Genomic DNA, 14,128 nt, shown 5'->3' on the forward strand with positions numbered 1-14,128 from the left:
AAAGTGAGGAATATTTTTATGGAGTTTTTATCTTTAGCAAAACAGAGATGTTCTGTAAGAAAGTATAAAACTGATGAGATTGAAAAGGAAAAATTGGACAAAATTCTGGAGGCTGCTAGAATTGCTCCAACAGCAGCAAATGCTCAGTCGCAGAGACTGTTAGTAATTAGTAGCCAAGAAGCAAAAGAAAAATTGTCTAAAGGAGTAAATTATCATGGCGCCCCGTTGGCTATCATTGTATGTGGGGATCATTCAGATGTTTTTGTGCGTCCGTTTGATAAAAAGGATATGGTAAGTGTTGATGCAACAATAGTTGCGGATCATATAGTATTAGAAGCAGAGGATTTAGGACTTAGTTCTTGTTGGCTTACATATTTTGATCCTGAGATTATCAGAAATGAGTTTAATATTCCAAGTAACCTTGAACCAATAGCAATTATTGCGGTGGGATATGCTGACACAGAAAAGGCATCACCAGACAGACATTCAAAGGATAGAAAAGCGCTTGAAAGCCTTGTTTGTTACGAAACTTTTTAAGCATATTAAGAAATAAAAGAGATTGTGTTTAAAGATGGAAAACTTGTCTGAGACACAGCGAAGTAAATAAAATGAATAATATAGGAAGTCAGTAGTGTGTGAATAAACTGCTGGCTTCTTTTTTGATAGATACAGTCACTCCCAGAGAGTGTGCAGGATAGTAAAGTAATAATATCAACATGACGATATAGAAAATGCAGGGAAGCATTGTATTTCAAAGAGTTTGAGATACAGTGCTTCTGCGTTTCTATAGGAGATAGTCGTTCTATGCGGAAAATAGTCATTTGATGCAGAGAATGATCGAGTGAAAGATTTGTTTGATATAATAAAGAGTGCTAGGTGAGACTTGTATGGTTTATAGGCATGAGAGCAATTAAAGACAGGAATGAAAAATATGAACATTATTATTTGTGATGACAGGATAGATGACAGAAAAAATCTGTCAGATTTGCTGTCAGACTATGGTGAAAAAAAGAATTATGAGTTTGCTATTACAGAATATGATTCTGGAGAACAGTTATGCGAAGAACAATCGGCTTTGGAAGCGTGTCAGCTATTATTTCTGGACATCAATATGCAGGGGATGGATGGGCTGAAAACAGCTATGAGGATTAAAGAAAAATATCCAAAACTTCCAGTTGTGCTGGTGACGGCATACATGAATTACGCACTGGATGGATATAAGGTGAAAGCAAGCCGATTTCTGCTGAAAGATAACCTTGCAGACACCATAGAAGAATGTATGGATGATTTGATAGCAGAAATTAATAAAAACCGTAGAATTCTCGAATTTCGTTTTGTGGAGGGAACGATAAAACTTTATGCAGATGACATCATTTATATAGAAACAGAACTTCACAAAAATGTATTTTATACTGAAAAAGGTACGTTTCAGATTTATAAAAAACTGGATGAACTGGAAAACGAATTAAAGAATATGGGATTTGTGCGGGCGCATTTAAGTTTTCTTGTAAATATGAGGTACATTACAAAGATCAGCGGATATGTGATGACACTTACCACGGGAAAAAAGATTCCGGTTCCCAAGGCACGATATGCACAGGTGAAGAGGGAATATATGCTGTATAAAGGAGAAGAATAATATGACATTCTGGGTATTGGTATTTATTGCGGAAATGCTGGAAGTAAAAGGAACGCTATACTTTTTTGATACTTTTATGGAAAAAAGAGATGGCGGATATAGGAACAGATACAGATTTTTTGTTTATTGCGGAGTGCTTTATCTGGCAGCAGTCACAGGGATATGGATCGGAATGTTAAAATGTATCCTGATTATACTGGTTATGTCTTTACTAAATCTGGCTTATTATGAGGTCTCCTTCCGGCAGAGTTTTTTATTTTCAATCATCAACTATACAATGCTTGTATTGATTGATTATGTGACTGTTTTGCTGGGAAGAGGAGGTTCAATCCAAGAAAAATGGTTTTTACAGGCACTGATATCAAAGACGGCTTTTATCATTCTGATGTTGTTTATCAGAAGATTTAGCAAGACAAGAAAAAGCTACGGTCTGATTACAGGAAAAGAATGGTTACAGTTTTTCTGTGTTCCTGTATTTACGGTGGTCGGTTTCATTCTTATGTTTTATTCAGAAAACGATGATATGCAGAATGTATTTTTATTTCTTTCGGTGGGACTGGTTGTGATTAACCTTATCCTTATGGAGTTCATGCAGAATACCATTGAAAAAGAAGAGAGAATAAAAATTGCGGTACTTACGGAACAAAATCAGAAAAATCGTATTGCAGATTATCAGGATCGGGAAGAAATCTATGAGCGTCAGCGAAGAAAAATGCACGATTATAAAAATCAGCTTTCCACGATCCAGACATTGATAAAGAATGGACACACAGATGAGGCACTTTCCTTTACGCAGAAGCTGACAGAGAGCATAGCTGTCGAGATGTCGGCAATCAACACGAACCATCCGGTGGTGAATGCTATTTTAAACCAGAAATACCGCAGTATGCAGGAAAAACACATAGCAGTGATCCTAAAAGTAGGGGATTTGCAGGAGATCTGTCTGGAGGAGGAAGAGATTGTGATTCTGCTCTCTAATTTATTGGATAATGCAATCCGGGAGAGTGAAAAGGTACTGAAAAATACCGGAAAAGCGGTCATTCATCTGAAATTAGAGTGCGAAGATCATAAACTGATATTTGCGGTGAGAAATCCGGTGACAGAAAAGGTGGAAATTGAAAATGACACGATAAAGAGCAAAAGAGGGGATCATCACGGCATTGGGCTGTTAAATGTAAAAGCAGTTGTGGATAAATATGGCGGTGATATGGTGCTTTCCTGCGATGAAAATGAATTTAAGGCTGTGGTTATCTTGTAAAGAGATGGTCTTTGTGTGCGTAATATGGTCGTTTGATGATATGGGACTAGGAGAACAGGTTATTTTATCCGATAAAGAAAGCAAAGGAGGTTACTATGAGTAATACAATTAATGTGAACTATATGACACGGGCTTACAATCAGTACCAACAGAAAAATGCGGCTAAAGATCAGGAGAAGGAAGATACAAGGTTTGCGGATAGTGTAAGAGAAAAGAGCGAAGCTAGTGGAAGTATAGTGGGCAATTCAAAAATAGGTTCTGTGTCTGCTAAAGATATGACGATGGTGGAATACAAGCAGTACATTTACAATAAAATATCTCAAATTCCAATGCACCCCACAAGAGCAGGCGAGTCAATATCTGTTACAATTTCAGAGGCGGGTTTTGAAGCAATGAAGAATGATCCAGAGTATGAAGCATGGGTATTAAATGATTTGCAAGTGGGTTGGTCACAACCAGATAAATGGTCCGGTATATGCGGAGGAGCGTTTTCTACAATATATTATGGAGCATCAAAAGAAGAATGTCATGCTGAGATGTGGAGTGCTGGTTATAACAATGGGAATGGTGGGAAGATTTTTAATGATAAGTCAAAAAATAGTTTTTGGGAGCGCAGAATAGAAAATAAAAATAGAATAGAAAATCAAGTAAAGCAACAACAGAAAAAAAAGCGGATTCAGAAAAAACAAGCGGAAAGAACAGCTTATGAAGAATATGTGCAAAATAAAAGGTTATCAGCTCAGGATGCCAGAACTCGATTGGTGGCTGAGAGTAGTTCGTCTGCTAAGACTGTCACAATAAGTCAGGCAGTAGCTTCTTATGAGGCAAATTTTACAATGGCAGTAAGCGTATCGAACAAAACCCAATAGCCTGCAAATAAAAAATCAAGGCTAAATAGAAAGGAGAGATGCAGTATGGGAATTAATGGAGTATCATCGTATGCCAATACATACACATACGGAAATGTAAAAAATGAAAATGTAAAGCCATCAAAGAATAGTGAAAAGAATTATTATGCAGGATACACTATGAATTCAGCCAATAAGTTTAAAAATGTATCAGACTATTCAAAGTATTTGACTAACAAGTATAAATGTTTGACTCCATGCAAAAATGCTTCTGTATTGATTGACAGAAGTGTAATGCAAAAGGCATGTGGAGATGAAAAAACTGCGAAATGGCTTGAGGAAAATTTAGCAATTATGCCAGATGTTATACGAAATGCACAGAAGGCGGCAATAAGTCATGGTAGTAAACTGATATCAGTGGAGTTTAAGTTTACGAATAATGGAACCGAAATGACAACCTGTGGCATTTTTGGAGAGACTGGTACGGATTCAGAAATTGACAAATGGCTGGAGAGAATGAAAGAGGATAAAGAAAAAGAAGATAAAAAAACAGAAAATATGATTGCTATAGAAGCGACAACTAAAAATAAGGTAGGTTTTGATATATATGCATAGTATCAATTTCTATAATTTTGAAGAAAGAAAAGATTACAAACAAGGTATTGAAGGTAGTGGAGAGAATTGCCCGGAATGAAGTGGAAAAAACAGTTCTTGGCAGGACGGCAGAGTGTTCAGCGATTTATCACCAGCCGAAAAGACCGAAGAAAAGGGAAAACTAGGTCAGAATAATGAAATATTTTGTGGAGTGTTGCGGTTGTGATTATCGTAATGGCAAAACAAAAGGAGTTAATATGGGATTAGGCGTTGAAAATTCAGTTAAATCCGGGCGGGAATCTGACCTATCAGGATTACGCAAGCGATATCTGGGAAATTTTAGCATATAACCGGACACAGCACAAAGATATTATGTCTGAGTTAAACGTACAGTTTGTGATAGTAGACGGTACAATTCAGATAAACTGATTGGAGGAATAGAAGTATGCACATCGGTTTTGGTCAGAATACCGTATCTTCATTGTACGGTCATCAAAAAGGCGATCATATGAAAACTATAGGGTTTTCTCATAAAAAGCATAAGGCAAATGAATCGCAAGAAAAAATGACCGTAACATCCGGCAAGGACGTATGCCGGAAGATAGAACATTCAGATGAAGTCGATGGGGAAAATCAGGAAAACACATATATACATGATAGTTTTGCCTTAGACGCTAGTTACGCAAATTATATCAGAGAAACGGTGCCTAAAACTGTTTGGTCAAATGATTATCTTCGAGAATTATGGGATGAAAATGCTAAATATTTAAAAAGTATCCGTGAAAGTAAAAATGGGTATGGTTTCGATGATATTGGAATGGGAGCTGCATATGCCTATTCTACTATGTATCAAAAAATTGTAGAAGGATATAGGAATGGAACAAGAGAAGTGTATGTATGCGATAATCCAGAGAGTGGGAAAAGACGTCTGTTGTCAATGGATGAAGAATTGGAAAAGCTAAATAAAGGTTTTGAGGAACTGATAAAATGGGACAAAATGGTTGCCAAAAGTCAAAAGCAAAATGCAGAAAATAAGCAGAAATTTCAGAATACAAAATTGGATGAATCGTTTGATGCCTTTGATATAAATCAGGCATGTGATTATATTCAAGATTCTTATTTAGAGTTCCGTTCACTTTATCTGGAGCAATATGAAAGAACGGGAGGAAATATAGATATAAAGTCTTTGTTTTCTTCTGTTTTAAGAAGCGGAAATCAGGATATGCATAAATATTGTGAATTTCTGTTTGAAAAAATTGGTTTTATTGTTTAATGCGGGTATTAAAATGTTTGAGAAATATTGAAATAATAAGGAAAAAGCAAGGGAGGGCAGTGGACTATGAACATTTTAAATAAACAGATTGATTCCATCTATGACCGACAGAAAAATTTATATAGTAAATATCCGCATTATAGCCAACAGAATGCAGAAAGTAAAAAGGTATGCGAACAAGAAAAAATCACAGCAACATCTGGAAAGGATGTATTGGGTATCACAAAAGGAGATAAAGAAAATTCTTATATTGTGCATTTCTCTGATTCTGCAATGGTCAGCAGGGCAGTTGCAAGAGGATATGTTACGGTCAATGGTAAAGAGGTGGAATTGACGGAAGATATCAAGCAGCAGTTGTTAAAGACAGACAAAGAAGCAAGTGCTGCGAGAGAAAAGGCATATCAGGATTGGTTGATAGTTTCTCGCAACTCTATTTTACCATAAATCTTGAGGAGATATTTTATTTTAACAACAAAAAATGCCGTATTTATGCGGCTTTTGGCGTTTCGCAAACGCCTATTTGATATAAAGGCATGAAAAAGTGCTGATAAAGGAGGATTAAAAATGGCTATTAGTGGAATAGGACAGAGCTATTATCAGAACAATGTTGCAACAACGAAAAGTACAAAGAGCGTAAACAGCACGGGAGAAACGGGCAATACAAAGGAATTATCAGAAGCGGAAGAAATGGCGATTTTCAAAAAGGAATTTTATGCTGAAATTGATAAGATACCCAGAAATAGAACTATAACCAATGTGGCTATCAACATATCAGAGGAAGCATTTAAGAATATGAAAGATGATCCGGAGTACAGGCAAAAGATATTATCAGCACTTAAACGTGACTTAACTTCGTCCTTTGCACCGTTGGAAGCTTCTATGGTGCTCACTGTAGGAGCTACTGCTAAAGATTATAGGGGCGATTCATGGTCTGGTGTTAATAATCAATCGGAATTTTTTGCTCGTTCACAAAACAGTTTTTATAAAAAGACAAGCAACAAGAAAGATAGACAAAAAGAGCTTTTGGAAGAATATCTGGAAAAACGGGCGCAGGTTAAAAAACAGCAGCAGGAAATGTTGAATGAAAAGATTGCAAAGCAGGAACAGGAAAGAAGCCGATTATTACGGTCGTGGAACAATGAAAGGCTGTTGTCAAAAGCGTCTAATGCTTATGAAGCAAGATACCAAACGGCAGTTGTTAAAGGTAGATAAAGAAGCAAGTGCCGCGAGAGAAAAGGCATATCAGGATTATGTTATGCAGTATGAGATGGCGGTTGCAAAGCAACAGAGTGAAGCGTGGAGAAAAGCGTTAGATGGAGTGCCAGATAGTTTAAGAATGTTGTTGGAAATAAATAATACTGAAAATGTGCCGGAATATTCAGAAAAACAAAAAAAGCAATATAACGATGCAATCAAGGCTTATGATCATACCGGTAACGGTGTAAGCTGGTCGCAGTTTGAATGGAAAACTTACGATACACAGATGACAGTCACATTTGAGGATTCGGTGAAAGTTGAAAGCATTTCAAAAGGAATGAATGTGATAAATGGGTAGATGCAATGGTAAATAGGAGGGACATTTACGCAAGCGATATCCGGGAAATTTTAGCATATAATCGGACACAGCACAAAGATATTATGTCTGAGTTAAATGTACAGTTTGTTATAGCAGACGGTACAATTCAGATAAACTGATTGGAGGAATAGAAGTATGCACATTGGTTCTGGTCTGAATACCGTATCTTCATTGTACGGTCAACAAAAAGGTAATCAAATGAAAACTCCTGCATCTGGGGAAAAGACATTTTATACGGCAGAAACACCAAAGGTATATCAGATATTTACAACAGATAATATGTTGTGGACAGGAGGTAATGGTACAGGTCTTTCTTATTGCCTTAAATATGCGGATGATTCGACGGATGAAAATCCAGTGGTGTTAGCGAAAGGTGTGGATGAAAATGGAAAAGAGTTTGAACAAAGAATATATATAAATGACGTTAATCCATCAAATGCTACAGTAGTCGAAATGCGTGCATTAGAGGCACATTACAAAGTGGAAAAGCAGGGAGGTTTCACGTCTCTGCCGCTTGAAGCTGGTAATATGGGACTTAACGACAGAAGAGATTTTATCGCAATGTTCAAAAAAAGCATAGAAGATTTAAACAAATTGGGAAGGTTTGACTTATCGTTGCTTTGGACGAAAAGTATGGATACATATCTTAATTTGCCAAATGCAAATAGTAAGTATAAATAGTGCTTAGTCATTTGAACATAGGAAAAAAAGAGAACTTGGATTACATATCATATTGAGGCTGAGAGAAATCTAATAGGTGACATAGTCGGAAGAACTCCGAATAATGAAGAAAAAATGTGGAAAATAAAATGAAAAAAGTTTATCGATAAGGTTCCAGTATGATTTACATGATACAGATTATAAGACTTATATAAGGCAGGGGGATAATATGGTTACTGTAAATAATTCTGACTATTATAATAACATTCCAGCGGGCAGGGATTTAAACAACCTGCCCAATACTTCCAGTGCTGGTACAACTGTAGGTTATCAATATGATGGACTTACAGAGGAGGATCGTTTCGTACAAAAAGTTTTGCAGGAGCATTATGATAAAGTGTACAAAGAAAATTTGTCTCATTCTGATCCAATGGCATATATCGAATCAAAATATTGTGATGTGACCTCACCTAATTTTTGCTCATATATGACAGAAGATCAGCGTTCCATAGCTTACCGCAATGAGAAAAGAATGTTACAAACAGGAGGAAAATATTCGGCTGGATTTGCCCGGTATGATTATGCATTAAGGAATTACAAGGATGTATATACAGGTGGTTCAAGAAGTGTTGGTTATGTACGCAATACTGACAGGGAAAAACAGCATGCCAGAAGTGTTGTAAATCAGCAAATTTCAAATCTACTTTCAAAGAATGGGATATCAATATCAAAACAGGCAGATTTGGTATTTTCTATTGACCCATATACATATCAACTAACGGTGTCGGGAAATGCAGATAGAGATACATTATCGCAGATAGAAAAATTGCTGAATGAAGGAGATAATGCAAAAAATATTTGGACGCATGCGTGGATTTGTATGCATGATGCAGATAATGAAATTGTTAATTCGCAGGCAAATATGACAAAGGCAAACCAATATTCTTTATGGCATGAAGTGTATGAGACAACTGGATATGATGCACGCAATGCGACATATAAAAATGGTACTTTTATTGCAGAGGATGGTACAGATTTACTGGCATTGTTTAAGGAAAAATCTAAAAATGGTGCAGGGTATGAACTTTATTCTAAGAGATGGCTGCAATATGCTAAAAATGGCTGGAAGAAAGAAAATGATTTGGTATTAAAAATAGGATTTGACAGCAGTGGATTGTATGATATAGGGCAGGAAAGAGGATATGGAGCAACGCAGAATATGTGGATGAAAGGTATTAGTCAAAGTATATTTGAAGCTAGCGTGTGATCAATATTATATTGATTCTGAGAGAAATCCAACAGGTGGCATAGTTGGAAGGACTCCGAATAATGAAAGGAGATATGTTAATATGGCAGTTACAGGAATAGGAACTTATGCGTCATATACGAATAGTTATGGCAATACACAAAATGCTGGAAACAAAACGGGCAGGACATATAAGAATGCTCATGAATATAAGAACTATTTAACACAAAAATACGATTGTTTACGAAGCAGGGATTATTCCGTAAATATAAACAGTTCTCTTTTGTCAAAGGCTATGGGAGATGAAAAGACAAAACAATGGTTGGAGTATAATCTATCTTTAATACTGGAAAGTATCGAAAAATTGAAAGCTGCTCAAAGTGCTCGTGGCTGTAAGGTACTGAGTGTAACGGATACAATAAATGGATATGATAGCATAACAGAAGAAGTACTGGTAACAGATGAGGTTGATCCGGGAACAGAAAAAGCAAGGAAAGAACTTGAAGAAAGACTCGAGAAAAGGAAAGCAGAAAAGAAAGAGACAGAGGAACGGCTGGAAAAACAGCGTGCCGAAAAACAGGAGCAGGAAGAACGGCAATATAATCTGAAAATTGATGGAAAAGATGTGGCAGACCTAACAGGAAAACTGGTGGAACTGCTAGGTACTTCAACTTCTACAGGAGTGACAGAAAATGGAGTTTCGACATTTGATGTGCTGGCATAGAAACTGATATGAGTATGCCGGGATGTATTGACATGCAGAATGTATTTTTATTTCTTTCGGTGGGACTGGTTGTGATTAACCTTATCCTTATGGAGTTCATGCAGAATACCATTGAAAAAGAAGAGAGAATAAAAATTACGGTACTTACGGAACAAAATCAGAAAAATCGTATTGCAAATTATCAGGACCGGGAAGAAATCTATGAGCGTCAGCGAAGAAAAATGTACGATTATAAAAATCAGCTTTCCACAATCCAGACGTTGATTAAGAATGGACACACAGATGAGGCACTTTCATTTACGCAGAAACTGACAGAGAGCATAGCGGTTGAGATGTCGGCAATCAACACGAACCATCCGGTGGTCAATGCTGTTTTAAACCAGAAGTACCGCAGCATGCAGGAGAAACACATAGCGGTTATCCTGAAAGTAGGGGATTTGCAGGAGATTTGTCTGGAAGAGGAAGAGATTGTGATTCTGCTTTCCAATTTACTGGATAATGCAATCCGGGAGAGTGAAAAAGTACTGAAAAATACCGGAAAAGCGGTCATTCATCTGAAATTAGAGTGCGAAGATCATAAACTGATATTTGCGATAAGAAATCCGGTGACAGAAAAGGTGGAAATTGAAAATGATACGATAAAGAGCAAAAGAGGGGATCATCACGGTATTAGATTGTTAAATGTAAAAGCAGTTGTGGATAAATATGGCGGTGATATGGTGCTTTCCTGCGATGAAAATGAATTTAAGGCTGTGGTTATCTTGTAAAGAGATGGTCTTTGTGTGCGTAATATGGTCGTTTGATGATATGGGACTAGGAGAACAGGTTATTTTATCCGATAAAAAAATAGAGGAAATAAGTATGTTATGAGAATTTTAAAGAATGAATATGATAAATGGATAAGTATATATAGAGGTTAAAATATATGCAGAGAAGGTAGAAAATATGAGGTGAATTCATGGGAATATCGATTTCAAATGCAACGAGTTCTGCTATTACAAAATATAGTGTATCGCTGAGAAGTGGAGAACCTGATTGGTCTATGATTCCAAGTGCAGGGAAAAGCAATAAGTCACAGGCAGAGTTTGTCTCTGAGATTAAGGAACTGGCTCAGAGAGCTGCCAACACTACGAGTAAAACGGAATTAGAATCTATTCACAGGCAGAGAACAAGGTTATGTGCAGAATACATATCCGATGTATCCCCTGACAGAAAGGCATTATATCAGCAGGCTAAAAATGCGGTAAAAAGTCAAAATGGTAATCCGAAATGCAAAGGAATCGGAGAATTATCATTGCTCGATTTTCTGGAGAGGGCAGAGGGGAAAAATAACAACCTTGCGCAAAAGAAGTTTGCTCTGGCGGGAGGAGGCACACTGGAATGTCCGATTCTGACAGGCGAAGGATATGGTGCCGACATTTCTTATCAAGGAACAAAAGTGTTGACCTATCTGGGAGATAGTTATGGATGGGGATGCGAAAGAACTCCGGCTGAGCGGGAAAAGGAAAGAGAATTTTACGGAATTTACTTCAATGAATGCCATACGCAAAAGAATGCCCAAAGCTCAGAATTGAAAGAACTGCCGAACTATTTGGAAGAGAAAACGTCTTTTGATAGGAAAGCGTAAGGATATAGGTAAGATAACAGGTTTAATATGGGAGGATGTTTTATGTCAAAAATAACGGATTATGCTTTTTTGTTTCAAAAATCATTTGGGACATCAGGAGTAAATGCAATAGGCAGTTTTCAGTTGTCCCAGTTGAACAGCAGTTCTGTTCAGTCCAAGTTAAAAGCTGCCGGGATTAACACAAACAGCAAACAATATAAAGCCGCAGTAAAACAAATGATGTCTGCTGGAAATGGTGCAATGTATGGCAATATTCAGGGAATAAAAAATCTGATGAGTCATTATGACAAGGATGGAGATTATATCAACCCTGTAAATGGACTGGCAGGACTTTTAGTGACAGATGAAAATGAAAGTTCGAGAAAAAGGATCATATCAATTCCGGATAGTAGCAAAGAAGAAATGTATGAACTGACAAAAAAAGAGTTCCTGCGTGAAAACGGTGTCCACAATGGAGATACAACAAAACGTTCCGAGGTATATAACAATTTGTACCGCAAAATGCAGAAAAAGGACAGATTGGCTGCCGGGTACACCCTTGAAAAATATGAGAGAATTTACAGACAGGCATTTTATGATGCCGCAAAAAAGGCTGATCCTAACTGGGAAATTGGTAAGCCAATTAAAGATGGTGCATTAGATAGTGTTACAAGAGAATTGGCAGAGTCGGGGAAATCTCCTGCACAGGCAACGCTTGATACTAAAATTTAACATATCAGGTATATTTGAATAATTAAAAAGAGAAAATTTTGAGCTGATTGGAGGAACAAAAATATGAACATTAGTTCTGGTCTGAATACCGTATCTTCATTGTACGGTCAACAAAAAAGTAATTATATGAAAGCACCTGCATCTGCGGAAAAGACATTTTATACGGCTGAAACACCAAAGGTATACCAGATATTCACAACAGATAATATGTTGTGGACAGGAGGTAATGGTACAGGTCTTTCTTATTGCCTTAAATATGCGGATGATTCGACGGATGAAAATCCAGTGGTGTTAGCGAAAGGTGTGGATGAAAACGGGAAAGAGTTTGAGCAAAGAATTTATATCAATGATGTTAATCCATCAAATGCTACAGTAGTCGAAATGCGTGCATTGGAGGCACATTACAAAGTGGAGAAGCAGGGAGGTTTCACGTCTCTGCCGCTTGAAGCTGGTAATATGGGACTTAACGACAGAAGAGATTTTATCGCAATGTTCAAAAAAAGCATAGAAGATTTAAACAAATTGGGAAGTCAAGAGCTTATGTGGCAGCAAGAGGAGCAAAGATACTGAGTTATAATGTTATAAGAGAATGTTGGCAGTTGTTATGAGACTTATATAAGGTAGGAGATAATATGGTTACTTATATATTTATAAATCACTTGGACCATATAAGGAAAGTGATTGCAAATTCCGAATGACAGAGGAATATCAACGAAAAAATGCAATGGAGGAAATGCAATGGGTATAACAGGCGTAGGAAGTTCTTATAATTTTGTTTATAACACAAAAACAGGTAAGCTATCTACAAAGGATGGCAGTAAAAATGAATTTGTTGATTTTTGCAATGGAGATGTAAAGGGAGAAGATACAGAGACACTGAATCATTTTGATGAGCATACAAGATATCAGTTTACAAGAATGCTGTTTGCATATGGAACCGGAATGACCGGACAGAATCCTTTTGCCAATGATGAGAAAGTCGAGATTACAGCGGATATAGACAGTGCAACCCATACTTCCTTTTATGTGAATGGGCAGAAAGCGTTTACGGCAATTACGGGTATGTCATATCTCCCATCCGAGATTCAAACCTTTGGAACCGTACAGCAGCCATTTAAAACCAGAGGGTACAAACCATATGATCCCAGTACAAACAGTATCACGATTGGGGTTGGAAGCAGATTTAATCTTGGAAATGGATACAGCATGACGGTACAGGAAGATTTTGTCTGGGGCGAGGGCTATGGAAACGGAAGCAAGGCAGATGATGAAAGATGCAATATGATGATAGGTGGTCTGAACTCCCTGATACATTTTGCGGATCAGCAGTATTTTTCAAGTATGACAGATACATACACCGATTATATTTTAGATTTTCTTGCGTCACAGGGAGTGGATACAAGCAGAGAATTTGTGATAAACGGGACACATTGCGAACTGGTAAATGGGAAAATAAGTGAAGTTGGTAACGATTATGTGGTGCCTAGTTCCATTCAGCAGAAAGCAGTGAAAAGATATGAAGAAAGTATGTCACAGCTTTTGAATAGCGGAACTTGGTATAGATGGTCATAAAAGTAATAGATCACTTGGACCGTTATGGAGAGTGAATAGATTCCGAATGACAGAGGAATGAAAATAATTGGAGGTTGAGATGATGCAATCAATATCAAGTTATATTAATCCCAATACAAGAGCACTTACATCTAATTATAAAAATACAGTTATTAAAGATAAGGAAGCATATAATGGGGCGATGTTGCAGCACTTACTAAATCCGGTAGAGGATCTGGCACAAGCGTTAAAAACACCAATAAAATTGGCGAAGGGTGCTTCAATTAGCAGACAGAATAATTCTGTTAATATTGCAGAAGGACAAAGTATTCGTGTTAATGGAGGTCATGTGCTTACGGTTACGGCGCATAGCAAAAATGGCTGGTGTTGAGGAAAATGATATTGACAGGCTTTTAGCCAA

Annotated in this window: 20 protein-coding genes; all 20 read left to right on the top strand. The window is 37.1% G+C overall.

All coding sequences use genetic code 11. The annotated features are described in order from the left end of the window. Nucleotides 1–18: 18 nt before the first annotated feature. Nucleotides 19–537: a nitroreductase family protein gene (locus DWV68_RS13275; protein WP_069432379.1), complete on the top strand. Its 519-nt coding sequence runs from the start codon at nt 19–21 to the stop codon at nt 535–537. Between the two features lie 394 nt (nt 538–931). Continuing rightward, nucleotides 932–1,639 (top strand): LytR/AlgR family response regulator transcription factor, encoded by a 708-nt coding sequence (locus tag DWV68_RS13280; protein WP_242986234.1) that lies wholly within the window; start codon nt 932–934, stop codon nt 1,637–1,639. 1 nt (nt 1,640) lies between these two features. Then, complete coding sequence (locus tag DWV68_RS13285) at nt 1,641–2,897, top strand: sensor histidine kinase (RefSeq protein WP_117485421.1); 1,257 nt, start codon at nt 1,641–1,643, stop codon at nt 2,895–2,897. Nucleotides 2,898–2,992: 95 nt separating this feature from the next. Then, nucleotides 2,993–3,766, top strand: a complete 774-nt coding sequence (locus DWV68_RS13290; protein ID WP_117698924.1) for a hypothetical protein — start codon at nt 2,993–2,995, stop codon at nt 3,764–3,766. A 45-nt stretch (nt 3,767–3,811) separates the two neighbouring features. Further along, entirely contained in the window at nt 3,812–4,360 is a 549-nt protein-coding gene (locus DWV68_RS13295) for a hypothetical protein (protein WP_117698923.1), read from the top strand. 47 nt (nt 4,361–4,407) lie between these two features. Continuing rightward, entirely contained in the window at nt 4,408–4,524 is a 117-nt protein-coding gene (locus tag DWV68_RS15120; RefSeq protein WP_243142571.1) for an AgrD family cyclic lactone autoinducer peptide, read from the top strand. An 85-nt stretch (nt 4,525–4,609) separates the two neighbouring features. Further along, complete coding sequence (locus tag DWV68_RS14480) at nt 4,610–4,768, top strand: hypothetical protein (RefSeq protein WP_154267374.1); 159 nt, start codon at nt 4,610–4,612, stop codon at nt 4,766–4,768. A gap of 16 nt (nt 4,769–4,784) precedes the next feature. Then, nucleotides 4,785–5,612, top strand: coding sequence for a hypothetical protein (locus tag DWV68_RS13305; protein WP_118057765.1), 828 nt, complete (start codon nt 4,785–4,787; stop codon nt 5,610–5,612). Nucleotides 5,613–5,678: 66 nt separating this feature from the next. Continuing rightward, the gene (locus DWV68_RS13310) at nt 5,679–6,056 is read left to right on the top strand and encodes a hypothetical protein (protein WP_117698921.1); all 378 of its coding nucleotides are present in this window, start codon (nt 5,679–5,681) and stop codon (nt 6,054–6,056) included. Nucleotides 6,057–6,176: 120 nt separating this feature from the next. After that, nucleotides 6,177–6,824 (top strand): hypothetical protein, encoded by a 648-nt coding sequence (locus DWV68_RS13315; protein WP_117698920.1) that lies wholly within the window; start codon nt 6,177–6,179, stop codon nt 6,822–6,824. Continuing rightward, nucleotides 6,784–7,167: a hypothetical protein gene (locus DWV68_RS13320; protein WP_242986232.1), complete on the top strand. Its 384-nt coding sequence runs from the start codon at nt 6,784–6,786 to the stop codon at nt 7,165–7,167. The genes DWV68_RS13315 and DWV68_RS13320 overlap by 41 nt, the downstream gene beginning before the upstream one ends. A 156-nt stretch (nt 7,168–7,323) precedes the next feature. Continuing rightward, nucleotides 7,324–7,869, top strand: coding sequence for a hypothetical protein (locus tag DWV68_RS13325; protein ID WP_118057764.1), 546 nt, complete (start codon nt 7,324–7,326; stop codon nt 7,867–7,869). Nucleotides 7,870–8,077: 208 nt separating this feature from the next. Continuing rightward, nucleotides 8,078–9,115 (top strand): DUF4885 family protein, encoded by a 1,038-nt coding sequence (locus tag DWV68_RS13330; RefSeq protein ID WP_118666009.1) that lies wholly within the window; start codon nt 8,078–8,080, stop codon nt 9,113–9,115. An 82-nt stretch (nt 9,116–9,197) separates the two neighbouring features. Further along, the gene (locus tag DWV68_RS13335) at nt 9,198–9,818 is read left to right on the top strand and encodes a hypothetical protein (RefSeq protein ID WP_243089572.1); all 621 of its coding nucleotides are present in this window, start codon (nt 9,198–9,200) and stop codon (nt 9,816–9,818) included. Nucleotides 9,819–9,850: 32 nt separating this feature from the next. Continuing rightward, complete coding sequence (locus DWV68_RS13340; protein ID WP_243089574.1) at nt 9,851–10,585, top strand: sensor histidine kinase; 735 nt, start codon at nt 9,851–9,853, stop codon at nt 10,583–10,585. A 191-nt stretch (nt 10,586–10,776) separates the two neighbouring features. Then, nucleotides 10,777–11,445 (top strand): hypothetical protein, encoded by a 669-nt coding sequence (locus tag DWV68_RS13345; RefSeq protein ID WP_118666013.1) that lies wholly within the window; start codon nt 10,777–10,779, stop codon nt 11,443–11,445. A 42-nt stretch (nt 11,446–11,487) separates the two neighbouring features. Further along, nucleotides 11,488–12,156, top strand: a complete 669-nt coding sequence (locus DWV68_RS13350) for a DUF3879 family protein (RefSeq protein ID WP_117465418.1) — start codon at nt 11,488–11,490, stop codon at nt 12,154–12,156. Nucleotides 12,157–12,219: 63 nt separating this feature from the next. Continuing rightward, nucleotides 12,220–12,726, top strand: coding sequence for a hypothetical protein (locus tag DWV68_RS13355; protein WP_117485423.1), 507 nt, complete (start codon nt 12,220–12,222; stop codon nt 12,724–12,726). A gap of 168 nt (nt 12,727–12,894) precedes the next feature. Then, entirely contained in the window at nt 12,895–13,728 is an 834-nt protein-coding gene (locus DWV68_RS13360; protein WP_015517474.1) for a hypothetical protein, read from the top strand. A gap of 79 nt (nt 13,729–13,807) precedes the next feature. Further along, entirely contained in the window at nt 13,808–14,098 is a 291-nt protein-coding gene (locus DWV68_RS13365; RefSeq protein ID WP_012744351.1) for a hypothetical protein, read from the top strand. The last annotated feature ends 30 nt before the right edge of the window (nt 14,099–14,128 follow it).

The organism is Roseburia sp. AF12-17LB, from assembly GCF_003479605.1.
GTDB classification, from domain to species: domain Bacteria; phylum Bacillota; class Clostridia; order Lachnospirales; family Lachnospiraceae; genus Roseburia_C; species Roseburia_C amylophila.

What these genes read in the sequence shown, in the direction of transcription:
- DWV68_RS13285 (WP_117485421.1), top strand. Translation starts at nt 1,641, where the DNA reads ATGACATTCTGGGTATTGGTATTTATTGCGGAAATGCTGGAAGTAAAA.
- DWV68_RS13330 (WP_118666009.1), top strand. Translation starts at nt 8,078, where the DNA reads ATGGTTACTGTAAATAATTCTGACTATTATAATAACATTCCAGCGGGC.
- DWV68_RS13365 (WP_012744351.1), top strand. Translation starts at nt 13,808, where the DNA reads ATGATGCAATCAATATCAAGTTATATTAATCCCAATACAAGAGCACTT.
- DWV68_RS13280 (WP_242986234.1), top strand. Translation starts at nt 932, where the DNA reads ATGAACATTATTATTTGTGATGACAGGATAGATGACAGAAAAAATCTG.
- DWV68_RS13290 (WP_117698924.1), top strand. Translation starts at nt 2,993, where the DNA reads ATGAGTAATACAATTAATGTGAACTATATGACACGGGCTTACAATCAG.
- DWV68_RS13295 (WP_117698923.1), top strand. Translation starts at nt 3,812, where the DNA reads ATGGGAATTAATGGAGTATCATCGTATGCCAATACATACACATACGGA.
- DWV68_RS13310 (WP_117698921.1), top strand. Translation starts at nt 5,679, where the DNA reads ATGAACATTTTAAATAAACAGATTGATTCCATCTATGACCGACAGAAA.
- DWV68_RS13345 (WP_118666013.1), top strand. Translation starts at nt 10,777, where the DNA reads ATGGGAATATCGATTTCAAATGCAACGAGTTCTGCTATTACAAAATAT.
- DWV68_RS13315 (WP_117698920.1), top strand. Translation starts at nt 6,177, where the DNA reads ATGGCTATTAGTGGAATAGGACAGAGCTATTATCAGAACAATGTTGCA.
- DWV68_RS13355 (WP_117485423.1), top strand. Translation starts at nt 12,220, where the DNA reads ATGAACATTAGTTCTGGTCTGAATACCGTATCTTCATTGTACGGTCAA.
- DWV68_RS13360 (WP_015517474.1), top strand. Translation starts at nt 12,895, where the DNA reads ATGGGTATAACAGGCGTAGGAAGTTCTTATAATTTTGTTTATAACACA.
- DWV68_RS13275 (WP_069432379.1), top strand. Translation starts at nt 19, where the DNA reads ATGGAGTTTTTATCTTTAGCAAAACAGAGATGTTCTGTAAGAAAGTAT.
- DWV68_RS13335 (WP_243089572.1), top strand. Translation starts at nt 9,198, where the DNA reads ATGGCAGTTACAGGAATAGGAACTTATGCGTCATATACGAATAGTTAT.
- DWV68_RS13350 (WP_117465418.1), top strand. Translation starts at nt 11,488, where the DNA reads ATGTCAAAAATAACGGATTATGCTTTTTTGTTTCAAAAATCATTTGGG.
- DWV68_RS13325 (WP_118057764.1), top strand. Translation starts at nt 7,324, where the DNA reads ATGCACATTGGTTCTGGTCTGAATACCGTATCTTCATTGTACGGTCAA.
- DWV68_RS13305 (WP_118057765.1), top strand. Translation starts at nt 4,785, where the DNA reads ATGCACATCGGTTTTGGTCAGAATACCGTATCTTCATTGTACGGTCAT.
- DWV68_RS13320 (WP_242986232.1), top strand. Translation starts at nt 6,784, where the DNA reads ATGAAGCAAGATACCAAACGGCAGTTGTTAAAGGTAGATAAAGAAGCA.
- DWV68_RS13340 (WP_243089574.1), top strand. Translation starts at nt 9,851, where the DNA reads ATGCAGAATGTATTTTTATTTCTTTCGGTGGGACTGGTTGTGATTAAC.